Here is a 25,443-nt window from a genome sequence, read left to right on the forward strand (position 1 = left end):
ATGGCATCAATCTATCAAGCCAAATTGCAAGCCAAAATATTGTTTTCAGATACAAAGTAAAGCTTTTGCCTATGCAGCGTGCGCGGGCCTAAAGCAGACGATCGCGCTTTCCTGATCATGCGTCGATATGCAGCCGCCGAATATAGGTCTCGCAGAACGTCGCGAAGCGATGCACGACCTGGCGCGGCTTCATTGTGCGCGATTGCGCGATGCCGAGTGTCGTTGCGTTAACGTTGTCTTTGAAGCGTTTAATGACGAACTCTTCCCCATCCACGGTGCGATTCGATTTGAGCGGAAAGTTCAGGAGGCTATAGCCGAGGCCGTTGGCCACCATGCCGCGCACGACCTCCGGCTGCGACGAACGGAATGCGGGCACGGGACGGCTGCCCACCGCATCGAAGAGTGCGGCGAAATACTCGCGGCTGTGCGGCAGGTCCAGCATCACATACGGCTCGGGCAGGAGGTCCGCGAGCGATATCTTGCGCGCGCGTGCCAGACGATGCGTCCGCGGCAGGATCGCATAAGGCGGCAGCGAGAGCAGCGGCGTGAAGGCGATGTCCTCCGTCAAGTCGAGGCTGTAGGTGAGGGCAATGTCGAGCGAGCCGTCGTGCAGGCCGCGCAGCAGGCCATCCTGATGCGCCTCGACAGTGCGAAACGAGATGCCCGCGTTCTCGCCCGTGAATCGGCTGATGAGCCTTGGCATGAGCGGCGGCGCGAGCGAGACGAGGCAGCCGAGCGCGATGGCCCCCGTCACGCCGCCGTCCATTTCCTTCGCAGTGGTCTGCAATTCCTCCGCGAACTTCAGAAGATTGCGCGCCTGGCCGAGCAGATCGCGACCGGCTTGCGTAAGCGAGAGACCGCTCGCGTGATGTCGTATGAAGAGTTGCACGCCGAACGACACCTCGAGATCGGCGAGCGCCGTCGAGATCGACGGCTGTGAGATGTGCAGACGCTTCGCGGCGGCGGTGAAGGACAGTGCTTCCGCAGTGACCACGAAGTAACGCAACTGGCGCAACGAGTAGCGTAACGGTTGACTCTCCATCGACGACGCTCCGTGTTCAAGGCCTTCAATGGGCGGCATTGTGAAGCGGTCAAAAAGGCTTGCATAGGTAAATCCGATGCCATGCATTTTTTAAATATATTTTTCAAATTCTCAAGGGGCGCGTAGATTTTCACGCAGACGAACGGACCAGACGGCGACGCGCTGTCGGAAAACGCTACCGGGTCCGCAGCGATCGCGAGCGCTCAAAGACCGCGACGGCCGATCGAATCGAAACATTCCGCCTTTTCAGAAGGACACAGCCATGACAGTGGAAACAACGTCAATCGACACGCTCGTAGTCGGCGCCGGTCAGGCCGGCGTCGCCATGAGCGAACATTTGAGCAAGCTTGGCGTGCCGCATCTCGTGCTGGAACGCGCACGTATCGCCGAGCGCTGGCGCACGGGACGCTGGGATTCGCTGGTTGCCAATGGCCCCGCGTGGCACGATCGTTTCCCCAATCTGGAGTTCGCGGACTTCGACCCCGATGCATTCGCTTCGAAGGAGCAAGTCGCGGACTATTTCGTCGCTTATGCGAAGAAGTTTGAAGCGCCGATCCGCACCGGCGTGGAAGTGAAGAAGGTCGTGCGCAATGCGGGGCGGCAGGGCTTCACGATCGAAACATCGGAGGGCACGATCGAGGCCAATCGCGTGGTGGTCGCAACCGGGCCCTTTCAGCGTCCCGTCATTCCGCCAATCGCGCCGCAAGTTTCGAGCCTTGCGCAGATTCACTCCGCCGACTATCGCAATCCCGCTCAATTGCCCGAAGGGGGCGTGCTGATGGTGGGCGCGGGATCGTCGGGCGTGCAAATCGCGGACGAGTTGCAACGTGCGGGCAAACGCGTCTACCTGTCGGTGGGAGCGCACGATCGTCCGCCGCGCGCCTATCGCGGTCGCGACTTCTGCTGGTGGCTCGGCGTGCTCGGCGAATGGGATGCGGAGGTCATGAAGCCCGGCAGGGAGCACGTCACCATTGCGGTAAGCGGCTCGCGTGGCGGCCATACGGTGGATTTCCGGCGTCTCGCGAATCAGGGCATCACGCTCGTGGGTTTGACGAAATCGTTCGATGACGGCGTGGTGACCTTCGAAGCGGATCTCGCGGCGAACATCGCGCGCGGCGACGAGAACTATCTGTCGCTGCTGGACGCGGCCGACGCGTATGCCGAGCGCAACGGCCTCGATCTTCCCGAAGAGCCCGAAGCCCGCATCATTCCCGCAGATCCGGAGTGCGTGACGCACCCGTTGCACGATCTCGATCTGGCGAAAGCCGGCGTGACCTCGATTGTCTGGGCGACCGGGTATGCGGTCGATTTCGGCTGGCTGCACGTCAACGCCTTCGATGAAAAAGGTAAGCCGCAACATCAACGCGGCGTATCGAAGGAGCCGGGCATCTATTTTCTCGGTCTGCCCTGGCTATCGCGCCGTGGCTCAGCATTCATCTGGGGCGTGTGGCACGACGCGAAGCACATCGCCGACCACATCGTCACGCAGCGTAAATACCTGGCTTATTACGATGGCGCGCAACATCCGGCACAGAGTCATCGCGCGAACAGCATTGAAAGCGTTGAAAACACATCCCCCGATTCACGCGTCCACAAAGTCAGCGAGATGGGCGTGAATTGATGCGTACGCCTCTCTAATCCACGATCCATTTCTTCCTAACATTAAGGTGCATTGATGAGCCAACCTACGCATACCCGTATCCGCATGTTCAATACGAAGGATACGTATCCGAACCAGACGCTCGACAACGATCTTTGTCAGGCCGTGCGCGCCGGCAACACGGTCTATGTGCGCGGTCAGGTGGGCACGGATTTCGAAGGCCGCCTGGTCGGCATCGGCGATCCGCGTGCCCAGGCCGAGCAGGCGATGAAGAACGTCAAGCAATTGCTGGAAGAAGCGGGCAGCGACCTGTCGCACATCGTCAAGACCACGACGTTCCTGACTGACATCCGCTACCGCGAGCCGGTCTATCAGGAAGTCGGCAAGTGGTTGAAGGGCGTGTTTCCTATTTCGACCGGCCTGGTCGTTGTCGCGTTGGGTCAGCCGCAGTGGTTGATGGAGATAGACGTTGTCGCGGTCATTCCGGATGGATGGACCCCGCCGAAGGCCTGAGGAGCGAGATATGACGTTCTCTATCGTAGGACGTTGCCCGGAATCCGGGCAGCTTGGAATCGCGATCAGTTCGTCCAGCATCGCGGTAGGCGCTCGATGCCCATGGTTGCGCGCCGGCGTGGGCGCGGTGGCGACGCAGAACGTCACCCTGCCCGCGCTCGGCCCGCAGATTCTCGATCTGCTGGAAAACGGGCAACTCGACCCCGCCGTCGCATTGGACCGTGTGCTCGGCGCGAGCGAGTGGAGCGAGTACCGCCAGGTGACGGTGGTCGATGTCCAGGGGCGCACGGCGTTCTTCAGCGGCAAGGAAGCACTCGGCACGTATCACGCTGTCGCCGGCAAGCAGTGCGTAGCCGCAGGCAACATGCTGGCCGGCATCGAAGTGATCGAGGCCATGCTTCCGGCGTTCGAGCAGGCATCCGGCACGCTTGCCGATCGCCTGCTCGCGGCTATGCATGCCGCGATGGCTGCCGGCGGCGAAGCGGGGCCCGTGCATTCGGCGGCGCTCAAGATTGTGGGCGACGTGAGCTGGCCGATTGTCGATTTGCGGGTCGATTGGGTTGATGACGACCCCATCGACCAGCTCGACGGTCTATGGCAGGCGTATCGCCCGCAGATGCAGGACTACCTGACCCGGGCGTTGAATCCGACCGCCGCGCCCAGCTACGGAGTGCCCGGCAATGAATGACAGTTCCAGCCGTGCGCTGCTCGAGCGGCTGATCGGCTTCGCCACGGTCAGCCGGGACTCCAATCTGGACATGATCGAATTCATTCGGCTTTACCTGGAGGGACTCGGTGTCGCGAGCGAGCTGTTCTATAACGCTGAGCGCACCAAGGCGAATCTGTTCGCGACCATCGGCCCGCGTGAGCACGGCGGCATCGTGCTGTCCGGCCACACCGACGTCGTGCCCGTCGATGGTCAGGCGTGGACCGTCGATCCATTCCGTCTCACCGAACGCAACGGGCGGCTGTATGGCCGCGGCACGGCCGACATGAAGGGCTTTATCGCTTCGGCGCTGGCGGCGGTGCCCGGGTTTCTCGAACGCGAGCTGACGCAGCCGGTGCATCTCGCTTTTTCGTACGACGAGGAAGTCGGCTGCCTCGGCGTGCGGCCGATGCTGGCGGAACTGGAGAGGCGTGCGCGCAAGCCGGCCCTGTGCCTGATCGGCGAGCCGACCGAGCTTAAGCCGATGCTGGGTCACAAGGGCAAGCTGGCGATGCGCTGTCGGGTGAAAGGCGCGCCTTGCCATTCGGCCTATGCGCCGTATGGCGTCAACGCCATTCAATACGCGGCGCGGATGATCGGCCGCCTGGAAGAGATCGGCGAGCAGTTGGCGCAGCCCGAGCATCACGATGAGCGATTCGATCCGCCGTTCTCGACCGTGCAGACGGGCGTGATCAAAGGCGGCCGCGCGCTCAACATCGTGCCGGCCGAATGCGAATTCGACTTCGAAGTGCGCGCGCTGCCTGGCTTCGACGCAAACCAGGTAGCCGACGAGTTGCTGACCTACGCCGAGGCTGAGCTGCTGCCGAAAATGCGCGCAGCGCAGTCCGACACCGACATCCGCCTTCAGCCGCTCTCCACCTATCCGGGATTGGCCACCTCGCCCGATAGCGAAGCGGCGCGTCTTTTGGCGCTGCTGAGCGGTTCCATTGAGTTCGGCACGGTCGCATTCGGCACCGAGGGCGGGCTTTTCGATCAGGCGGGCATTCCAACGGTGGTCTGCGGACCCGGCAGCATGGACCAAGGGCATAAGCCGGACGAATTCGTCACCGTCGAGCAATTGCACCAGTGCGATGCGATGCTGGCTCGCCTGGGAGATTACATTTCGGCCACGTCGTGAGACCTATATAGCGAGGCCACTGTCTCGCGCCAAAGTTGGCTGATCTGCAAGACCACGCAACTCAAATACTTTCGAATGCCAGGCATGGCGATTCGGTGGACCGAACACGCCTGATCACATATGGGACTGGAGTATGGCGCTGAAGCGCTAACTTCCGCTGACATAGGAGACGAACTTGAATACTTCCGAACGCGACGCCTCGGCGTTGATCGAGAAACACACCACCGGTTATGTGCCGCCCGAGGATCGCCATGGCACGGTGCGCGATCTGTTCACGCTATGGTTCGGCGGCAACATCGCTCCATTGCCCATCGTCACGGGTGCGCTCGGCGTGCAGATCTTCCACCTGAACTTGCTCTGGGGCATCCTCGCGATCATCGTCGGTCAAGCCGTCGGCGGCGTGCTGATGGCGTTGCATTCGGCGCAGGGCCCCCAGATGGGCGTCCCGCAGATGATTCAGAGCCGCGCGCAGTTCGGTTCATGGGGTGCGCTGCTCGTCACCGTAATCGCAGGCGTAATGTACGTGGGCTTCTTCGCGTCCAATATCGTGCTTGCCGGCAAGTCTCTTCATGGCATCGAACATGGCATCCCGGTTCCTGTCGGCATCGTGATCGGCGCGATGGGATCAGGGCTGATCGGGATTGTCGGTTACCGGCTCATTCATATTCTGAACCGCATCGGAACCTGGGTGCTCGGAATCGGCATTCTCATCGGTTTCGGCTATATCCTCACGCATATCTCCACGGACGATTTCCTGACGCGCGGCGGGTTCAACTTCGCCGGCTGGCTCGCGACCGTTTCGCTGTCGGCGCTCTGGCAAATTGCTTTCGCCCCATACGTTTCCGACTATTCGCGCTATCTGCCGGAGAACGTGCGCGTCGCATCGACGTTCTGGGCGACCTACCTCGGCTGCACGATCGGCTCGACGCTCGCGTTCGTCTTCGGCGCGGTAGCCGTGCTCGCGGTGCCGCCCGGCGCCGACGCGATGGACGCCGTCAAGCAGGCCACCGGACCGCTCGGGCTGCCGATGCTCGTCCTCTTCCTGCTGAGCGTGATCAGCCATAACGCGCTGAATCTTTACGGCGCGGTGCTCGCGGCCATCACGTCGCTGCAGACATTCGCCTATCGCTGGATTCCCACGGCGAAGGCGCGTGCCGTGCTGTCGACTGCGATTCTCCTCGCATCCTGCTACGGAGCGATCGGCGCTTCGACGAATTTCGTCGGTAATCTGATCGATCTCGTGCTCGCCCTGCTGGTCGTGCTTGTGCCGTGGACCGCGATCAACCTGATCGACTTCTATGTGATCCACAAGGGGAAATACGACATCCAGTCGATTTTCCAGGTGGACGGCGGCATCTACGGCCGCTTCAATCCACAGGCGCTGATTGCCTATGGGATCGGCATCGTCGTGCAGATTCCGTTCATGAGCACGCCGATGTATACGGGTCCCGTGCCGAAGTATCTCGACGGCGCGGATCTCTCATGGGTCATCGGGTTACTTCTGACATCGCCGCTGTATTACTGGCTCGCGTCGCGGGACACCGACTATCGGCGCAGACAATCAGGTGCCAGTGTCACACGCCGCCCGGCGAGGTCGCGAATCGAAAGTTCGGACGCGACGATTTAATTGCGTTTCTGGCCCAGCGCCCCGCTGGTCGCGTCGCCCTCGAGGCGTGCGGAAGTGCTCACGGGTGGGCGCGTAAGATCCGCGCGCTCGGGCACGAGGCGGTGCTATTACACGCTCAATTCATTCGACCTTTCGTGCAAACGAACCAGACCGACGCGGCGGACGCCCGGGCAATCTGGACCGCCGTGCAGCAACCCGGTATGCGCTGATACATGGGGCGCGCTCTGTTCTGTGTCACAGCAAGGTACCAACTGCATGGCAAAAGGCAATACAGTTGCGACGTCCAGCAAATGTAGTAACAGTGGCCTTGGCGATTCCAACATGCTACGTGACCATAGATTGGTTAACAACAGAACGGAATACTCGTTGCGCCTCGTCTCCGGTTCGCACAGCGGAAGGGGCGTCGTGCGTCCGCCACCGAAGTCTACCCGGTGCGCAATCGAAGCGGCTGCAGGCGATGTGTGCGAACGCCTCTCAAGGGACAGCCAGTCATGTCCTGCTTCAGCCGGTCAAGGCAATCCTGTTTTCAATTTGGGAGGGTGCGAAGCTGCACATACAGCCTGCTTATGATCGATAAATCTCTCGTGGACGTCGAGTCCTTCATTTCTGAAATATGTATCACGAAAATCAATGAAGTGTAGAGATTTATAACTTTTCGTAAGCGGCGAGAAATAACAATGAAAGGCATGCTTCCGGGTCTGGACGTTCTGCGGTTTTTGCTGGCCTGCTATCTGGTCATTTACCACACGCTGGTCTACTATCCGGCAGCACAGGCAATGTTTTGGGCTGACATATTCAAGTTGGGGTGCGGCGCGACCAGTATTTTCCTTATATTGTCCGGATTTATTCTGTCGCATGTTTCGGTGGAAATGACGCCTGGGGAACGGAAAAAGGTCTCGGCATCCAGATTCTTTATTAGCCGATTCACCAATCTTTATCCGATCCACATTATCACGCTAATGTTGACGGTGGCATTGATGACCGTTAGTTCCCGTCCATTTGATGTCGAACTAAGTAATCTCGATTCCGCAGCGGAGAAAATCCACACGATGAGCGTGGAGGAAGTGGCAGTCAATGCGATTTTGCAAATCCTGCTGCTTCAGGCGTGGAATCCTTTTTACCTGTCGTTCAATGTTCCAACGTGGTCGCTGTCGACGCTGTTCTTTTTCTATCTGCTATTTCCAGCCGCCGCCCCTCGCTTGCTGTCCATGCGCCGCAAGTGGTCGATGCTGACTGCGATGTGGGTCGCAAGTCTTCTCCCGGCGGTCATCGTCGTCGCAAATGGCTGGTATGACGTCTGGACGATAGGCATGCTCCATATCAATCCGCTGATACGGCTGCCGGAATTTTTGGCAGGCATTCTCGCCTACGGCATATTCGCGGGGCACGCTCAACAAATCACCGGATTCGTCGGGCGTCATCGGCGAATCCTGATAGGAACGCTACTAGCGTTTTTCATCGGCGCTGCTTATCAGTTCGCACACGGGCCGCCATTCTGGGAAGTCCTTCTTCACAACGGTGCGATGTTGCCCGCCCAAGTGGCGGTGATATTTGTTTCAGCGAGCTTGCTTCAACGCGCGTCACCGCGAGTCGTCCGTTGGACGAGGCGGTTCGGTAACGCTTCGCTGTCGATTTTCGCTCTACAAATCCCGCTCTTTATTGCGTTTTTAAAAGTACAGAAGTTGCTTGGCATTCCCTATCCACTTTTGTCCTGCGTTCATAGACTGCATGTGTGCGCCGCGGCGGCAAGCCGGGTGCCAGCGCATTTGTCGGTCTATCCGGTCTATCTGGCCATGATTCTCGTTGCGTCTATAGTGTTCCAGGAAAGACTCGTCGCGCCGCTTCGGAGTACCTTGCGCCGTGTATTGACTCCAGGACTTGCGCAAAAAGCCACGCCTGAGCGCGCAAACGGATTGTTACGAAGCGACGTAAGCCCGAAGCAACGCCAAGTTTCGTGATGTCGGGGGCACGACGAAACGCCCGACTCGCCTGGATTACGGCCAGTGCCTGCTGGTGAGTCCGATGGTTGTGGCGCAATTCGGATACGCCGGTCTGTCAGGCTCGCGTTTTCGACGGGCAGGAGCCAATGCGTAAGCTGGAAGACATTCACGGATTGCTCAACGGTTGCCACTTAGATCGCGAAGTGGTCGTCCTGAGCGCGGTCTGTCGCTGGCGCACACCCTTGGCTAACGAAATGGCGAGAATCGCCTGGGCGATCCTTACTCACGGGACTTCGTACGAAGCGCATCATGTGAGCAACAGACGTGCATAGCAGGATGAGCACTTTGAAGCGTTGAGGAACTGGTAGGTTGCCTGGGTTGATTTCAATGTGATGGCGCGACAGGTCGGACCGCAGAAACGCAAACCTGAACACAGTCTTGTGCTTCAAGCACGTGGCCGAGATGAGGACGTTCCTCGCGAATTCCATCAGGGGCCGCAACTTCGGCCTGCAAAAGGCCGGATATAAGACCGCAGCCGATACCTCGTTCACGCATCACATAAGATCAACTTGCCAAACCGGGCGGTGTCCATATACGGCTGTGTGAAAACGCGTAGGTCGCCTAAACTGGATTCGCTCATTCAGCATGGGTGACCGGATGAAGCGATTCATAGAAGGTGAGGATCGCAAGCAGGTGACGCTGCTTCCCGAATGCCTCGATGAACTCGTTGGCAAGGACAATCGTGTCAGGATCATCGAGGCGTTCGTTGAAGACCTTGACCTTGAATCGCTGGGCTTCAATGGAGCGATGCCATCGATTACAGGTCGCCCGTCTTATCATCCAACGTGCTATTAAAGATATATATCTATGGCTATCTGAACCGGTTTAGTCGAGTCGCCGCCTAGAGCGTGAATGCCAACGCAATGTTGAGCTAATGTGGCTCACAGGTCACCTGGGCGAAGGATCTCGAACACGACGCGAACGACTTTGCAGCGGGCCGAACGCTTGCCTGTCCGGTGCTCGTGCTTTGGAGTGAGCGAGAACAGAAAGGGAGGCATATCTCGCCCCTCGACGCGTGGTCCAGGTGGGCGGCGAATGTGACGGGCAGAGGAATGCCCGGCGGTCATCTGCTGCCTGAGGATGCGCCAAACGAGGTGTTGTCCGCCCTCGGCAGCTTCCTGAACGACAGGCTTTGACATTCCTGCTTGCCGGCAAGTGAGTGGCGGTGGATTCAGGTGAACGACCGAAAGGGCACACCAGACTTTTCACCCTGCCAGGCCGGCGGAGCAAAAGCGACATGCGGGCTACAGCTCAAATGAGTTTGCCGTCAACCGGGCGGCACCTGCTGGCATTCCGCCACAAACCAACGGTCGACCTGACGCTGTGCCGCCTGCAGATCTTCCGGGTAGTTCGGGTCGAACCACCTGGATGGGTCATAACCCGCCTGCCTTAAAGCCGCCAGTTCGCTGCGGTTTCGCTCCGCGGTCGGTGGCGCGTTGTTCCTGAGCGCGGCCAGGTCGCGGCATTGCGCTGCGCTCAAGTGTGTCGTGCTTGCCGGCGTGCCGCTCGCTGCGCAGCCGGCCTGCAGTAAAACCAACGCGGCAAGCATCGGCCACTTCATCGGTGGGGTCTTCATATCATGTCTCCCTCCATTCGAGCGACACCGTACAGTAGCGGCAGATGGCCCGATTCAAAGTCCTATGTTGCGCTCGTACACGCAATGCCGGTAAGTGCGCCGAGGATCGAATAGAGGTTCTATCGGCCAAAGGCTATCTTCACTTACGTGAGATCAAGATTTTCTCACAACGACTGCGCCAGTTTCGGCGGTCATAGGACTTTTGACGTCAGTCGGGATTGCGCATCGCGTCCGAGCAGTCGACATCGTCAGCCACCGAATCCATGTTGAAAATGTGGCCTGCGCGCCGCGTGCATTACCGAAAAAAGAACAGCGTCAATATTGTGCCCCAACCTGGCGTTAAAGAAATTTAATGCACTGATGTCGGGCAATTCTTGCTGCACAAAAGTGCATTTTCAAGCAATCTTCGAAGAATCCTTCAGATTCGCATGAGCGCGCCGATATGTACTTCGGGTCTCAGGTTCGAGACGATCCAAACGATGGCGCGCCGGCGCGTTGGCTGAACGAAGGATTTTAGAAGAATGCGATTGTTTGTCCCGGGCATGGCTCTGATGAGTCGGATGAAGATGTCGAGGAAGCTCGTCGTCCTTGCTCTTCTCTTCCTGCTGCCTCTCTCAGTGTGCCTCGTCTCCATTCTGCGCGAAGATGCCAGCGCCCACCGCTCGACGGAGCAGGAACTCGAGGGCGTGTCATTGCTCGAGACAGGTCAGGCCTTGATCAAGGCGGTGCAGAAACGGCGTGGCGCGAGCGGCGCCTTGATCGCAGGCAATGAAGCCATGCGCCCGACGTTCGATGCGGCCAACGCGGATTCGGCGCGGTTGATGACCGCCTTGCGAGAACAGGCGAAGTCGACGAAAACATTCTCGGTCAATGAGCAGGTCGATGCACTCGCGGAGCAATACGCGAAGCTCGTGGCTATGCCGCTATCCGGCGCAGGCAAGGACGTCTTCGATGCACACACGGCGTTCGTGCGCGCGGTCTTCGCTTTCACAGGCGATCTTGCCGACGCGTCCCAACTGGCGCTCGATCCCAAAGCGGCCACCTACTATCTGATGAACACGGTCGTATTCTCGCTGCCCAACGCAGCGGAGATGGCAGCGATCGCGCGCGGCAAAGGCGCCATGGCCCTCAGTCAAGGAAAGCCGGGGCCGGCCGACCAGGGCGCGCTCAGTGTGCATGCCGGTTCTCTGCGCGATCAGATGGAAACGGTACGGCGCGATCTGCAACGCGCGCAACGCGCATTGGGCAGTACAGCGCAGGCTGCGGACGTCCGGGCGCTGAACTTTAGCGACTTCGATGACTTCGGAAAGGCGCTCGCCGACCTCGCTGCCAACGGTCACGATACCGAGTCTCTCGACGCCGCAAGCTATTTCGCCATGGGAACGCGCGCCGTCGACTCGATCTATGCGGCCCACGAAAAGCTTGCCGTGATGTTGCGCAGTCTTTTGACGGAACGAGCGAAGTCCGACGCGGCGCATTTCGCGCTCATGTGCGTCGTCAGTGCGACGTCCGTGTTCCTTGCGCTCTATCTGTTCATCGCGTTCGCTTACCAGACGAACCGGGACGTTACCGAGATCGCGGAAAGCATGAACCTCGCGAGCGCCGGCGACCTTCGACGTCGCCTGACAGTGGACGGCCGCGACGAACTGGCGTCCGTGCGCGATCAGATGAACAGGCTGCTCGCGTCGTTGAGCGCCGCCATCGCGTCAACCCGATCGAGCGCCGAGGCCGTGCTTGTCGGCAGCGAGGAGATTGCCTCAGGCAATCTCGATCTTTCCCGAAGAACCGAGGCGCAGGCGGCTTCGCTCGAGCAGACAGCGGCCAGCATGGAAGAGTTGACGTCGACCGTGCGCCATAACGCCGACAACGCGAAACGCGCGAGCGTTCTGAGTCGTGAGGCGTCGGAACAGGCCGGTCACAGCGGGCAGGTCATCGCACGTGCGGCGACGGTGATGGATGAAATCGGCAAGCGCTCGGCAGAGATGGCCGACATGATATCGACCATCGAGAGCATTGCATTTCAAACGAATATCCTGGCGCTGAATGCCGCCGTCGAGGCCGCACGAGCCGGTGAGCAGGGAAAAGGATTTGCCGTCGTTGCGGGTGAAGTACGCACGCTTGCCCACCGGACTTCCACTGCCGCCAAGGACGTGAAGGGGATGATCGAGCGCTCGTCGGACAGTGTCGACGGGGGAGCACGGCTGTTCAAGGACGTGGACTCGGTCATCCGAAGCGTGATCGACTCGATTTCAGGCGTCGACACGATCGTCAATGAGATTGCCGGCGCATCCACCCAGCAGGGCGAGGGCATCGAGCAGGTCAATATCGCTGTGAATCAGCTTGACCAGGTGACTCAACAGAACGCGGCGCTCGTTGAAGAAGCCGCGGCGGCAAGCGAGTCTCTGAAGGAGCAGGCGCGTCGGATGGAGCAGGTGGTCTCTGCGTTCAAGCTGGCCCACTGACTGGGAAGACCGCGCGACCCCTCGACCTCGGCGCAGCAAGCCACGCTTTGTGATCAATGAATAGGCGTCGCGCATGGCCGCTTTGCCGGGATGCACGACGCCGCCCGCGCGCTTACACGGCGCTTCTATCGCGACGGCCAACGCTCTGATCCGGCGACTGCCCGCCTGAAGCGCTCCGCGCCAATTCAAGCCGATTGCCGCCCAGCGATTTCGCGCTGTACAACGCCTGATCGGCGGCGGCCAGCAGGTCGGCAAGCGTGGTCGCTTCGCTTTCAGAATGCGCGAGGCCGATGCTGACCGTGGCCTGTATCCCGGCTCCGTCAGTCCGGTATGAGACCGTCTCGGCGAACCGCCTGAGCAGCGCCTCGCCCGTTTCTCTGGCACGCAGGCCGTCATGGCCGGGCAGCAGGGCGGCAAATTCTTCTCCGCCGATGCGCGAGAGAATCGCGTCGGGCCCCAACGCGCCGCGAGCAACTTCCCCGAACGACTTGAGGACCTGGTCCCCGGTTTCGTGACCGTATCGATCGTTGATCGTCTTGAAGTGATCGAGGTCGAAGGCAAGCAGTGAAACGGGCCGGGACGCGTCGCTGTCGCGAAGGACGCGCGCACCCTGTTCGAAAAACCATCGGCGATTACCGAGGCCGGTCAGATAATCCGTTTGCGATTCCCGCAACAGCTGACCGTGGGCTTCCTCGCGCACGAGCGTGAGCAAGGTCATCGGCAGAATGACCGAATACAGGACGCCTTCGTACATCGTGATCTTGCCGACGACCGTCGGTATGTCTCGCCCGTAGGTCATCGCCAGCCACGGCAGGATGAAGGCTCGGAACGCATAAAAGAGCGCATGGACCCCGGACACCACCACGGCGATATACCGCGATTGCAGCGACTTCATGCTGTCGTTGCGCAGCAGTTCGAGAGACGTCATACCGCAAGCCACCACGATCGGGATCGAACTCACGTAGTCCCACATGATGCCTTGCCACCGCGTGCCCGCCACCGCCCACGCGAGTGCCAGCATGCCGAGCATGACGATCGAGCCGGTGCGGTATTGCCGCCGGTTCAGCAGTGCGACGCCGTGCAGGATCAACAGATAGCCGCTGACGATGACGAGATTGCTCAACGCAGAGCCCGTCGAGCCGGGCAGGCCGCGCCGGAACAGCGCCGCCACACAGCCGATGGCGAGCGTGGCGTAGCCCGCTGCCAGTATTTTCAATTCCTTGCTGCGCTTGGGATGCGTGCGACTCTCCCACAGCGTCATCCCGGAACTGGCGAGAAGCGTTCCGATCGCTAGGAGATAAAGGGTAATGAGATCGACATGCATCGCTGACGTAAAGGCTCTTTCACGCCGGTACATCGCGGCGGCAGGCGCATTTTACGCCGAAATTTTCGACAGCATAATGCTAGTCAGGCCGAAGCGGCGGATGCGTTCGGTGGGCGCTGTGCCGCAATGTCGGCCTGTGGGGCGCGTCGCGCAGGACGCTAACGATTGCGAGGCGTGAAGCCGAGGGGCCAGGGCTGAAAGCCCGCGACCGGTCGAGATGCGGTTCGACGCGTGGGTGCGACGCGCGCGTGCATCACGCCGCGCCGGATCCGTCGCGTCACACCAGGGGAATGTAGATATCGGTCTGCCACTGGTCCTGCGCAGTCTCCGGAAAGACGCTCAGGTAGTGGAAGAACAACGGCTGGTCCCGTAGCTCCTCTCCGCTCGCGGGAAGCCAGTCGCGATAGATCGGGTAGATGGTCTCGCCGATATGGTCGGTCGAACCCGTATGCCGAACCACGGCACATCGAGCGCCCGCAATGACGAGTTCCCGGACCCCGTAGCTATTTGGCGCGACAGCTTCGTCGATCTCGCCGCAAATGTCGAAGCGGAATTCCTCCGCCGGCGTCGTATCCGGATTGCCGTACGGAATACCGAAGGTTCTGCTCGATGGCAGCGGAGACTGTCCGCTTTGCGTGCGCCAGTCGATGAACTTGCGCACGCTCCCGTTGACGAGTCCAATCGGGCCGCAGTGTTCGAGCGCGGCGACGCGGGTTTCAGAAAAGTCGACAATTTTCACTTGCATGGTCAGTTTCCTCGAAAGATAGGGGACAACGAAGGTCGCACTCCAGATCTGCCATCTCGGATGCTGCCGGAACGAACTGGGCGCCGTGCCGAACGAGCGCTTGAACGCCCGGCTGAAGGCTTCGGGGCTGTCGAAGCCCGCGTCGAGCGCGGCATCGAGCACCGAGCAGGACTCGCGCGAGGCGAGGCGCCGGGCCGCCTGGCGCAAGCGCATCAGTTGCACGTAGCGCGCGACCGGCACGCCCACATAGGCGGCGAACTGTCGATGAAAATGGAACTTCGAGAAGTTCGCAATGCGGCTCAACGCATCCACCGACAGATCGCCTTCGAGGTTCGCATCGATATGCGCGAGTACGGCGTCGAAGCGCTTCGTGTAGGCGGTCGTGGCGTCGGAGTGAGCTTGCATGGTCTGGATCGTGTGATTGGCGCCATGTTCGCCGATGCCGGGAACATTCCGCCTAGCCGCGCTTGCTCGATCTGCAATGGGCTCTTCGGTGGAGGCTCGACTCGGTCGGCCGGGCGGTCGGCCGGGCGGTCGGCCGGGCGGGCCGACTACCGGGTTCCCGGCGCTAACGTCAGGAGGTGGTGCGATTGCCGGCGATTTGACCGACAGTGGTGAACAGCGGTTTGTGGCGCGACCGGAACGACAAGCCCCGCCGGCCCGCAGCGCGTCTTTCCCCGAACGCGTTTTCTGACGACCCTACCCATTCATGATGCTAACGCCCCCGTCGACAAAAATCGTATTGCCCGTCATCCTCCGCGCATAAGGCGTCGCAAGAAACGCGCAGGTATGGCCGACGTCCATGATATCCACGAGTTCGCCAATTGGCGCCCGTTCCGCCGCCTCATTGAGCAGCAGATCGAAGTCCTTGAGCCCCGACGCCGCGCGTGTCTTCAACGGCCCCGGCGAGATCGGATGCACGCGAATGTGCTTCGGCCCGAGTTCGTGCGCGAGATAGCGGCACGACGCTTCGAGCGCCGCCTTGACCGGGCCCATCAAGTCATAGTTGGGCACGACGCGCGTCGCGCCCAGGTAGCTCATCGCGAACAGTGAGCCGCCTTCGTTCATCAGCGGCGCCGCGAGCCGCGCCATCCGGATGAACGAGTGACACGAGATATCCATCGCCTTCGCGAATCCTTCGGCGGAACTGTTGAGCAGGCCGCCCTGCAGATCCTCCTTCGGTGCAAACGCGATCGAATGCACGGCGACGTCGAGCCGCCCCCAGCGTTCGCGGATCGTGTCGAACACGCTGTCGAGTTCGCCCGGCTTCGAGACGTCGAGCGGCAGCAGGAGCGACGCGCCGAGTTCTTCGGCGAGCGGCTCGACGTAGGCCTTCGCCTTGTCGTTCAGATAGGTGATCGCGAGGTCCGCACCCAGCTCGCGGAACGCGCGCGCACAGCCATAGGCGATCGAGTGTTCGTTGGCGATGCCGACGATCAGCACCTTGCGTTGCGCGAATAGCTGCGCGGATGGCTTGTCCATACTTATGCCTCCAGTCGTTCGAGCGTGTGCCGGGCAATCATCAGTTCCTCGTTGGTCGGAATGACCCAAACGTCGACGGCGCTGTGCGCATCGCTGATACGCGGTCCGTGCCGCGCATTCGCGCCCGCATCGAGCGACACGCCGAGCCACGCGGCCGCGCGGCACACGCGTTCTCGCACCGGCGCCGCATATTCGCCGATGCCCGCGGTGAACACGATCGCATCGAGTCCGCCGAGCGCGGCCGCGAGCGACCCGAGTTCGCGCGAAATCCGGTAGCAGAAAAGATCGACCGCTTCGGCCGCGGCGGGCGCGTCGCTCGCGAGCAGCGTGCGCATGTCGCTCGAAATGCCGGAGACGCCGAGCAGTCCCGAGCGCTTGTACAGCAGCGAACTGATCGCCTGCGCATCCATCCGCGCTTCTTCGATCATCCACAACACGACACCGGGGTCGAGACTGCCCGAGCGGGTACCCATCACGAGTCCTTCGACGGCGGTGAAGCCCATCGTGCTCGCGACACTCCTGCCTTGATCCAGTGCCGTCATGCTCGCGCCGTTGCCCAGATGCAGCACGACCGTCTTGCCGCGCGCCGCGCGCTCGCTGAATTGCGGCAGCACGCTCGCCACGTACTCGTACGACAAACCATGGAAGCCATAGCGCCGCACGCCGCGGCTCGTGATGTCAGGCGGCAGCGCATAGCGTGTCGCGACGGCCGGTTGCGTGTGGTGGAACGCGGTGTCGAAGCACGCGATCTGCGGCACGAGAGGATTGCGCGCCGTGATCGACCGGATCGCCGCGAGATTGTGCGGTTGATGAAGCGGCGCGAGCGGCACGAGCGCTTCGAGCGCGGCCAGCACCTCCGGGTCGACTCGCACCGGCTCGGCATAACGGTCGCCGCCATGCACGACGCGATGGCCGACGGCCACCAATGTCGAGGCGCCGGCGTGCGCACGCAGCCAGTCGAACAGGAACGCGATCGCGTCGTCGTGGGCGAGAAGTTCGCCTGCCGGCCAGCGCCGATCGTCGATCACTTCGCCGTCTTGCCGCTTCACCAGCAGGCGCGGCGCCGTGTAAAGCTCTTCAAGCTTGCCGCCCGCGATCGGATCGAGCGTGGCGCCGTTCACCGAGAACGCCTGGAACTTGATGCTCGACGAGCCGGAGTTGATGACCAGTATGACGTCCATGCCGCCGCCTCAGACGACGGCGGCGGCTAGCGCCTCGCGCCGCGCGAGCGCGACGAGCGATGCCACCGCGCAGGACGCGAGCCGCGTGATCACCGAGTCGGCGCGACTCGTCAGAATGATCGGTACTTTAGCGCCGAGCACGATGCCGGCGGCGTCCGCGCCCGCGAGAAACGACAGGCTCTTGGCGAGCAGGTTGCCCGCTTCGAGATCCGGCACCACGAGGACGTTCGCGCGCCCCGCGACCGGCGACACGATGCCCTTGATTTTCGCGGCCTCGACGCTGATCGCGTTATCGAGCGCGAGCGGGCCGTCGAGGATGCCACCGGTGATCTGGTGCCGGTCGGCCATCTTGCACAGCGCGGCCGCGTCGAGGGTCGACGGCACTTTCGAGTTGATGGTTTCCATCGCCGAGAGAATCGCGACGCGTGCCTCGGGAAAGCGCAGCGCGTGGGCCAGGTCGATCGCGTTCTGTACGATGTCGCGCTTGTCGTCGAGCGTCGGCGAGATGTTGACGGCCGCGTCGGTGATGATGAGCGCGTCTTCGCGGCCCGGCACGTCCATCACGAAGCAATGGCTCACGCGGCGTTCGGTGCGCAGACCGGTGCCACGCGCGACCACTTCGGCCATCAGCTCGTCGGTGTGCAGCGAGCCCTTCATCAGCGCCTGTGCCTGGCCTTCGTGCACGAGTTGCACGGCGGCGGCCGCGGCGGCGTGGCTGTGCGGCGCATCGACGATCGGCAGATCGCCGAGATCGAGAGCGCCGGCTTGCGCCGCGGCCATGATCTTCGCGCGCGGTCCGACGAGAATCGGTGCGATCAGCCCCAGCCGCGCCGCTTCGATCAGCGCCGACAGCGAATCGTGATCGACCGGATGCGCGACCGCGGTCGGCGTAGGCGGCAGCGTTGCGGCAAACGAGACGAGCCGCTCGTATTTCTCGCGCTTGTGTTCCATATGACGGACCCTCGATGTCTCAACGTGATAGGCGCCCGGCGACGATGCGGCGCCGGGCGAACAGACAGTGACGCGCGTCATTCGACCTTCTGACGAACCTCGCCAGGCTGCGTCGTTTTCGCTTTCTCCGCGGCTCTGAAAATCGCCAGCACACGATCGAGGTCCGCGCGTTCGTGTTCATCGAGGACGAGCGTCGCGGAGAGCTGCTCGAGGTGGCGGGCGGCGGAGCGTACTTTGGCCGATGGCGCGCCTTTCAGCATACCGGGCAGCGCGTCGATAGCGGCTTCGCTGTCGAAGCGCAGCAACGCGGCCTGCTCGCGCACCACCTTTTTGAACGCCAGAATCCCGCGATCGGAGAGCGTGCCGAGCAGCGCCCGCGCGAGATTGAAGCGCCGCTCGTCGGCCTCCCCATGCGTGCGGCGCACGAACAGCAACGCGCGCACGCTCGCTTCGATCAGTCCGCCCGCCGTCATCGCCGCGCACAGGCGCTGGTGCTCGGCCACGCTCGCCGCGTCGGGCTCCTGTGCCGTGTCCGGCGGCGACGCGGCGGCGGCATTTTCCTTGCCGCCCGCGTCGGGAAGGCCCGCCATCGCCTGTAGCCAGGGCGCGCCGTAGATCGTCTCGAACGTCTGCTCGACCGCCGCGTCGCGCATGTCGCGGTAGTAATCGAGCGAGGCTTCGATCGCATTCGACACCAACGTCTGCATCTGCCAGAACGGATTGTCGGCGGCGACGCTCTTGCGCTCCTGCTTCACGCTGTCGGCGAGATGAGCGACGCTTGATGCGAGCGGATTGCGGTCGGACCAGGACTCGTGGGGCACACGCAGCGGGTGGAACCGGCTGGCCAGATCGGCGGACCACGGCGTCGTGCAGGCGTGCAGCCATGGCTGCACGAAGCTGCGGTACAGGCCGAGATTGAGGTTGGACACGTAAGCGGCCGTTGCGAAGCGGCGGTCGCTCGCCGGGTCGGGCTGCACGATCGCGCGGACGTCGTCGACGCTGCGCCGCGTGACGGCCAGCACATGCTCGCCTTCGACGAGTTCCGCGTGACGGGTGGCGGCGGCTTTCTTGCCCATCTGCGCTTGATACACACCCGACGGAAGCATATCGATCAGATCGATATTGCTGACGAACTCGTGATGCTCCTTGCGCCCCGTGCTGCTGGACACAAAGATGCCGAGGTGCCCGATGCTGTCGTGCGTGGCATACACGATCGTCTGGTCGTGGGCGAAGACGTCGGCGTCGTCGCGATACAGGTCGGTGATCCAGCCGAGCGCTTGCGGCGGCGGCGTGATGTTGTCGCCGTACGAGCAGAACACGACGATCGGCGAACGGATATTGCGCAGATCGAGGCGAATCCCGTCCGAGGTCACGATTTCCCCCTGAACGAGCCGGTTGCCGACGAACAGGTTATCGACGATGTACTGCATTTCCGCCGCGTTCAGGAACACATGGCCGCCCCAGTACTTCTCGAAGCCGAGATAGCGCTGCGCTTCGCTGTCGATGTTCGCGTAGAGGTTGTACTGCTTGTGCCACAGCGTGTTGGCCGGGTTCATGTTCTCGAAGTTCTGCACCAGCCACGCTCCGTCGAAGCGGCCGGCGCCGAGGTCGCCGGTCAGCGCGGTGAGCCATGAACCGCCGAGCAGTCCGCCGGAATAGCGCATCGGATTCTTGCCGCGCCAGCCGGCCCAATACGACACCGGCGCGCCGGCGACGATGATCGGCCCGAACAGCTCAGGGCGCATCGCGGCCGTCATCAGCACCTGCCAGCCGGCCTGGCAATTGCCGATCACGGCGGGCTTGCCTGGGCTGTCCGGGTGCAACTGGATGACTTTTTCAAGGAACGTCGCTTCGGCGCGCATGACGTCTTCGACCGTCTGGCCCGGCACCGGGTCGGGCAGAAAGCCGACGAAGTAGCACGTGTGTCCGGCGCGCAGGGCGGCGCCGATCTCGCTTTCGCGCTTGAATCCGCCGATGCCCGGACCGTGCCCCGCGCGCGGGTCGAAGACGACGAACGGGCGCAGGCGCCCCGGATCGCGCACGCCGGCGACGTCGCGTGCGGGCTTGAGGTCGTCGGGGGCGATGATGCGCACGAGGCCGTAGTTGACCGGGCGCGGCAGCGTTCTCCCGTCGACGATCAACTCGGCGGCGAAGTCGAGCACGTTCGGCGTATCGTCGAGCAGATGCGCCTGATACTGGTTGCCACGCTCACGCAGCACGTCGGCGAACAGGACGCCGCGTTGCCAGGCGTCGATGGAGTACTCGACGGCGGCCTGCACGAGCGGCACGCCATAAGAAATCGGGGAAGCGCCAAAGTCAGGCGGGGCGGATTGCGGTTGTGGCTGGGTCATCGTCGCTCCGAATTCCCTCAGATAGTCGGCCCCGGCCCTGTCGCATCCATGTGCGCGGTTTGACGCGGCTGGCGCGGAACTGGGCGAGACAGGGCGCGCCATGTCAAAAGCGCGGCTTTCACCACGATCAGCGATAAAACGGGCAGCGCAACTACGCGGTGCGCGAGCCTCGACGTGGCGTGTCACATGCGTGACACGAACCCGTCACGGCGCGTGTTGCACCGCACCAGCCAACCCAGTTTAGACGGTGAAGTTTCGACTGGCAAACCGGAAATGGCCGACGAGCGCGTGGAGCGAGCGCGCCGTCGCGCTGCATACCGCGTCGCGTGGACCTGGCACGCCCTTTTATGCGGAAACCGGCAACAGCGTATTCGCGCTTCGCCTGAAGCGATCCACGAGAAAGTCGAGGAAGGCTCGCGCGCGACGGCGGGCAGATTGCCGTGCCGCGCGGGACGTGCGCCCGTTGCGCGAATGTGCGCGCCAACATCACGTAAGTCGCGCCCGTATCGACGATAAACGTTGCGCGCACGCTATTGACGAGCGCCTTCACGCGAATCGTTTTGCCGGCCTCGCGCACGCACGTGTCGTCGCCTGAAGCGCACGACGGCAGGCACGACTGGTGCGCGGCATACGCGACAATCTGCTGGTTGGCCTCTGGGTTATTCGCGCGCCCAGGCTCGGCCGATGTCCACATGCGAATCATGCTGATCGCTTCGCAATGGTGTCCTGCTTTGGCGTGCATGTACGCGGCGCGAATCAACAGGCTGCGGGTGACGTGCGATACGTCCGGCACGAGGGCGATCTGCATGTAGTCCGCGAGCGCGTTTTCATAGTCGTGCGCGCCTTCTCTCGCCTGGCCGCGTATGAAGTAGTGCTGCGGAGTGGTGTTGTCGGTCTCGACGAGACGGTCCGCGATTTTCACAGCGGCGCTAAAGTCGCTGACCGCCATCAGGTCGTTCACCGTCGCATTCAGAAAACCGTCCAGCCAGCGGCACTGGTCCACGAACTGGGTCAGCGCGTTCGCCGCTCCGCGCCCGTAGCCGGCACGTTCGAGCCGCGCCGCCAGCGGATTCATCGCATCGCGATTGCACAGGTCCGTCCTGACTGGGACGGTGCGCGCGAGGTATCCACCGTGGTCAGATCGCTCGCGGCCTTACGGAATAGATTGGCCGCAGCCGCTAATTGAAAGCGGGAGCGACAATCCACCTATACCGCATAGCGATGCGATACCCGGCGAGCCTAATGCCCGGTGAGTTTTGCCAATGGCCTGATTGCGGTTTTCGCTCGAAGCCTCGCCGGAATGGAGCGCAGGCGGGTGAATGCCCGATCGACGCTCTTTATCGTTCTGGGCCGCATAGGCTGATCTGTGCTCGTCGGTTATGGTCGAGCCGCCGCTATTCCAGAAAGCAATTCGTTCAATGTCGATTGGTGTGTATTGGCTGAATGCCTGAAGGTATGGGCGGAGTTAAATGTCGCGCGAACGCCCGCTGTAATAAACTTATCGATAAAGGATCAGCGCGGCCATTTCCGGCAGGCGCTCTCATCGACTCGAAAGTTGAACGAAGGTTGAATATACATGCCATATTTCTTTGGAATCGGTCTGCACGTTATCGTCGCGATCTGCTTTGCGGTGCATGCGGTGCGCAGCCGGCAGGGGCTGTATTGGCTATTCATTCTGTTCGCTTTCCCGATGCTGGGTAGTGTGGTCTATCTGTTCGCCATCTACCTGCCGAGCCTGCGCCAATCTCGCGGCGCGCGCGCGGCCACGCAAGCCATCACGCAGTTCGTCGACCCCAATCGCGCGGTGCGCGAGGCGCGCGCTCAATTCGACCGCGCGCCTACTGTCCAGCACCGCATGCGGCTCGGCGAAGCGTTGCTGGCAGCCGGTAATGCCAGCGAAGCGCTCGAGCACTATCAGGCCGCCGCCAACGGGCCGTTCGCCAACGACCCGGCGTTACTGCTCGGCCTGGGTCGCGCGCAGTTTGCAATGGGCAACTACACGGCCACCGACGCCACGTTGGCAAGCCTGTTCGCGGCCAATCCACAGGCCCGCAATCAAGGCGAGCCGGCGCTGCTGTATGCCCGCACGCTTGCCGCGCTGGGAGCCCCCGGTACGCGTGCGGCCTTCGAGCAGGCGTTGACCTGCGCGAACGACGTGGCGCCGCGCTGTCTGTTCGCGGACTGGCTGGCGGCGCAGCCGGACGCTGCGGATCGCGAGCGAGCGGACACCCTGTACGCGGAAATCGTTCAGGATGCCAAACACTGGCCGCGTCACGCACGGGAGCACAACCGGGAGTGGCTGCAGCGCGCGCAGAGCGGGCTGGCGACGGCATCGACGCGCAGATGAGCGGCAAGCCAACGGCTGAAGGAGCGAGTCGCCACGTAGCAAGTTTCGGCTTGCGGAGGGTTTGTTCGCCTCACCACGTGTCTATGATCGCCGACGCGTCGCGCCGATTTTCTTCTTCATTGCCGCGACGAACTTCTCCGTGACCGGAGGCAGCGTGCGCCCGCGCTTCTTGATCAGCGCGATCGGCCGCACGAACGCCTGGTCGCCGATCGGCCTTGCAACCAGCCCTGGTTCGGCGAGCACTTCCCGCGCCGTGGCAGGCAGGATCGTCACACCCAGGCCGCCGCGCACCATCGCTACCGCGGTCATCATGTAGGTCGGCTCGCACGCGATGTCGGGCGCGTAGCCGCAGTTTTCGAACGCGGCATCGACAACCGCTCTGACGCTCGTTCCCTGTGCCGTCAGCACGAGCGGCACGCGGGCAAGCTCTTCGAGCTTCACGCGCCGCCCGCGCGCCAGCGGGTGCTCCTTCTGGCATACCACCACCAGGCGATCGACGCCGGCATGCAAGACTTCGAATGCCGTGTCGGAGAGATCACCGCCCGTCAATCCGATGTCGACCTCTTCGTTGCGCACTAGCGCATTCACTCTATCCGCTACGACGTCGCGAATGTAAAAGCGGGCGCGCGGCACCTCCTGCTTCAGATCCTGAATCAGCTCGGGCAGCACGCTCGCGGCAAAGGTCGGCAGACACGCGAGTCTCACGGTGCCGCTCGTCCCTTCACCGAGCGCGCGGGCGTCGCTCAATACATGTTCCATGTCCTGAAGCGACTTTTGCAGCACCGGTAAGAGTTCGCGGCCCGCCGGTGTCAGCGTGACGTTCCTGCTGTTGCGGTCCAGCAGCCGCACGCCAACTGTCTGCTCCAGACGCCGAATCTGCACGGTCAGCGCGGGCTGCGAAACATTCAGACGCGTCGCCGCGCGCGTGAAGCTGGCCGCGTGCGCCACGGCGATGAAGGCACGAACATCGCGGAAGGTCAGATCCATTACATTTTGTGATTGTTGCAATCAAATCATTTCAATTGATTTATTGTAGGCGCGAATTTACGCTGGGCCCACTAAAAGACAAATCTGGAGACAAGTTCATGCTTCCATTGCTGGGGCTGGCAACCATCGTCGTCCTGTTGGGGGCGATCCTTTCGAAACGCATGTCGCCGCTCGTCGCGCTCATCATCGTGCCTATTGCCGCTTCGCTGATCGGCGGGTTCGGGTTTCAGACGAGCAAGTTCGTGATCGACGGGTTGAAGAGTCTCGCGCCGGTGGTCGGCATGTTCGTGTTCGCGATTCTGTATTTCGGCACCATTACCGACGCGGGCACGCTGGACCCGATCATCGACCGGATTCTGCGCGCGGTCGGCACGAAGCCGACGCGTATCGTGATGGGCACGACGCTGCTCGCGCTGCTGATTCATCTGGACGGCTCCGGCGCCGTGTGCTTTCTCGTGACGATTCCCGCGATGCTGCCGCTCTACGACCGCCTGAAAATGGACCGGCGCGTGCTCGCCGCCGCGGTCTCGATGGCGGCGGGCATCAACTTCCTGCCGTGGACCGGGCCGATGATCCGCGCGTCGGCGTCGCTGCATCTGCCGATCTCGGCGCTGTTCAATCCGCTGATTCCCGTGCAGATCGTCGGACTCGTCTTTGTGTTCGGCATGGCATTCTGGCTCGGCCGGCGCGAGGAAAAGCGCCTCGGGTACTTCCGCGCGGACGGTGCGGTGCCGATGCCCAGGCGCGAACTCACGCCGGAAGAACAGGCGCTCCGGCGGCCAAAGAACTTCTGGTTCAACATCGTCCTGACGCTGGTGGTGCTCGGCACGATGGTCGTGCTCGGCGAAAAGGTCCCGCCCGCGATCATGTTCATGGTGGGCCTGTGCATCGCGTTGATGGTGAACTATCCGAATGTGGAAATGCAGCGCAAGCGTATCGACGCACATGCGCGCGCCGCGCTGATGATGGCCGGCATTCTACTCGCAGCGGGCGTATTCACCGGCATCATGCAGGGCAGCGGCATGCTCAGGGCAATGGCGCAGGCGGCTGTCGGTTTCGTGCCGCAGGCGATGGCGAGTCATATCCCCGTTGCGTTAGGCCTCGTGTCGATGCCGCTCAGCATGCTGTTCGATCCCGACTCTTTTTACTTCGGCGTACTACCCGTGGTGGCCGAAGTCGCGGGACAGCTCGGCGTGCCGGCGGTGCACGTCGGCCAGGCTGCGTTGCTTGGCCAGATGACCACAGGTTTTCCGGTGAGCCCGCTCACGCCAGCGACGTTTCTCGTCGTCGGGCTGTGCGGTATCGATCTCGCCGATCACCAGAAATTCAGCTTTCCGCTGCTCTTCGGCGCGTCGATCGTCATGACGATCGCGTGCGTCGTGCTCGGCGTGTTTCCTCTTTGAGTCCTTTT

The 25,443-nt window shown here is 62.2% G+C and carries 19 protein-coding genes and 3 pseudogenes; 12 read left to right on the forward strand and 10 right to left on the reverse strand.

Features of this window, described 5'->3' with window-relative positions; translation table 11 throughout:
* Positions 1-115: 115 nt before the first annotated feature.
* Positions 116-1,042: a LysR family transcriptional regulator gene (locus PQQ53_RS09495; RefSeq protein ID WP_408139223.1), complete on the reverse strand. Its 927-nt coding sequence runs from the start codon at positions 1,040-1,042 to the stop codon at positions 116-118.
* Positions 1,043-1,304: 262 nt separating this feature from the next.
* On the opposite strand from PQQ53_RS09495, the gene PQQ53_RS09500 reads away from it, so the two are divergent.
* The 9 genes and pseudogenes from PQQ53_RS09500 to PQQ53_RS09540 all read left to right on the forward strand — a co-directional run.
* Complete coding sequence (locus PQQ53_RS09500; protein ID WP_408323826.1) at positions 1,305-2,663, forward strand: flavin-containing monooxygenase; 1,359 nt, start codon at positions 1,305-1,307, stop codon at positions 2,661-2,663.
* Between the two features lie 54 nt (positions 2,664-2,717).
* Complete coding sequence (locus tag PQQ53_RS09505) at positions 2,718-3,155, forward strand: RidA family protein (protein WP_408139219.1); 438 nt, start codon at positions 2,718-2,720, stop codon at positions 3,153-3,155.
* Between the two features lie 10 nt (positions 3,156-3,165).
* Positions 3,166-3,843, forward strand: a complete 678-nt coding sequence (locus PQQ53_RS09510) for a DUF1028 domain-containing protein (RefSeq protein ID WP_408139218.1) — start codon at positions 3,166-3,168, stop codon at positions 3,841-3,843.
* Entirely contained in the window at positions 3,836-4,999 is a 1,164-nt protein-coding gene (gene argE, locus PQQ53_RS09515; RefSeq protein ID WP_408323828.1) for an acetylornithine deacetylase, read from the forward strand. Before PQQ53_RS09510 ends, argE begins: the two co-directional genes overlap by 8 nt.
* Positions 5,000-5,174: 175 nt before the next feature.
* Positions 5,175-6,626: a purine-cytosine permease family protein gene (locus PQQ53_RS09520; RefSeq protein ID WP_408323829.1), complete on the forward strand. Its 1,452-nt coding sequence runs from the start codon at positions 5,175-5,177 to the stop codon at positions 6,624-6,626.
* Positions 6,581-6,832 (forward strand): annotated as a pseudogene (locus PQQ53_RS09525) (IS110 family transposase); the annotation flags it as partial. The gene PQQ53_RS09520 and the pseudogene PQQ53_RS09525, both read left to right, overlap by 46 nt.
* 471 nt (positions 6,833-7,303) lie before the next feature.
* Entirely contained in the window at positions 7,304-8,584 is a 1,281-nt protein-coding gene (locus tag PQQ53_RS09530; protein WP_408323831.1) for an acyltransferase family protein, read from the forward strand.
* Between the two features lie 639 nt (positions 8,585-9,223).
* Positions 9,224-9,522, forward strand: a pseudogene (locus PQQ53_RS09535) (transposase); the annotation flags it as partial.
* A pseudogene (locus PQQ53_RS09540) lies at positions 9,523-9,762 on the forward strand (alpha/beta fold hydrolase); the annotation flags it as partial.
* A gap of 131 nt (positions 9,763-9,893) precedes the next feature.
* Here the strand turns inward: PQQ53_RS09540 and PQQ53_RS09545 are convergent.
* Positions 9,894-10,202, reverse strand: coding sequence for a DUF4148 domain-containing protein (locus PQQ53_RS09545; RefSeq protein ID WP_408139213.1), 309 nt, complete (start codon positions 10,200-10,202; stop codon positions 9,894-9,896).
* Between the two features lie 521 nt (positions 10,203-10,723).
* Between PQQ53_RS09545 and PQQ53_RS09550 the strand changes: the two genes are divergently transcribed.
* The gene (locus tag PQQ53_RS09550; RefSeq protein ID WP_408323833.1) at positions 10,724-12,664 is read left to right on the forward strand and encodes a methyl-accepting chemotaxis protein; all 1,941 of its coding nucleotides are present in this window, start codon (positions 10,724-10,726) and stop codon (positions 12,662-12,664) included.
* Between the two features lie 112 nt (positions 12,665-12,776).
* Here the strand turns inward: PQQ53_RS09550 and PQQ53_RS09555 are convergent, their stop codons facing one another.
* From PQQ53_RS09555 to PQQ53_RS09585, 7 genes are all read right to left on the reverse strand, one after another.
* Positions 12,777-13,988, reverse strand: a complete 1,212-nt coding sequence (locus PQQ53_RS09555; protein ID WP_408139209.1) for a GGDEF domain-containing protein — start codon at positions 13,986-13,988, stop codon at positions 12,777-12,779.
* Positions 13,989-14,265: 277 nt separating this feature from the next.
* Positions 14,266-15,138 (reverse strand): AraC family transcriptional regulator, encoded by an 873-nt coding sequence (locus PQQ53_RS09560; RefSeq protein ID WP_408323835.1) that lies wholly within the window; start codon positions 15,136-15,138, stop codon positions 14,266-14,268.
* 294 nt (positions 15,139-15,432) lie between these two features.
* A complete protein-coding gene (gene fabI / locus PQQ53_RS09565; RefSeq protein WP_408139207.1) occupies positions 15,433-16,215 on the reverse strand; it encodes an enoyl-ACP reductase FabI in 783 nt (260 codons plus the stop codon).
* A 2-nt stretch (positions 16,216-16,217) separates the two neighbouring features.
* Positions 16,218-17,396: an acetate/propionate family kinase gene (locus PQQ53_RS09570; protein WP_408323837.1), complete on the reverse strand. Its 1,179-nt coding sequence runs from the start codon at positions 17,394-17,396 to the stop codon at positions 16,218-16,220.
* A 9-nt stretch (positions 17,397-17,405) separates the two neighbouring features.
* Entirely contained in the window at positions 17,406-18,347 is a 942-nt protein-coding gene (locus tag PQQ53_RS09575; RefSeq protein ID WP_408139205.1) for a phosphate acetyltransferase, read from the reverse strand.
* A 77-nt stretch (positions 18,348-18,424) separates the two neighbouring features.
* Entirely contained in the window at positions 18,425-20,698 is a 2,274-nt protein-coding gene (locus PQQ53_RS09580) for a DUF3141 domain-containing protein (RefSeq protein ID WP_408323840.1), read from the reverse strand.
* A gap of 151 nt (positions 20,699-20,849) precedes the next feature.
* The gene (locus tag PQQ53_RS09585; protein ID WP_408323842.1) at positions 20,850-21,773 is read right to left on the reverse strand and encodes an aspartyl protease family protein; all 924 of its coding nucleotides are present in this window, start codon (positions 21,771-21,773) and stop codon (positions 20,850-20,852) included.
* A 501-nt stretch (positions 21,774-22,274) separates the two neighbouring features.
* Between PQQ53_RS09585 and PQQ53_RS09590 the strand changes: the two genes are divergently transcribed.
* On the forward strand, positions 22,275-23,045 hold the full coding sequence (locus PQQ53_RS09590) for a hypothetical protein (RefSeq protein WP_408323844.1): 771 nt from the start codon (positions 22,275-22,277) through the stop codon (positions 23,043-23,045).
* 81 nt (positions 23,046-23,126) lie between these two features.
* On the opposite strand, the gene PQQ53_RS09595 is transcribed toward PQQ53_RS09590, so the two are convergent.
* A complete protein-coding gene (locus PQQ53_RS09595; RefSeq protein WP_408151935.1) occupies positions 23,127-24,032 on the reverse strand; it encodes a LysR family transcriptional regulator in 906 nt (301 codons plus the stop codon).
* Between the two features lie 98 nt (positions 24,033-24,130).
* Between PQQ53_RS09595 and PQQ53_RS09600 the strand changes: the two genes are divergently transcribed.
* Complete coding sequence (locus PQQ53_RS09600; RefSeq protein WP_408323846.1) at positions 24,131-25,435, forward strand: CitMHS family transporter; 1,305 nt, start codon at positions 24,131-24,133, stop codon at positions 25,433-25,435.
* Positions 25,436-25,443 lie beyond the last annotated feature (8 nt).

Source organism: Paraburkholderia strydomiana (assembly GCF_046030495.1).
GTDB lineage: Bacteria > Pseudomonadota > Gammaproteobacteria > Burkholderiales > Burkholderiaceae > Paraburkholderia > Paraburkholderia strydomiana_A.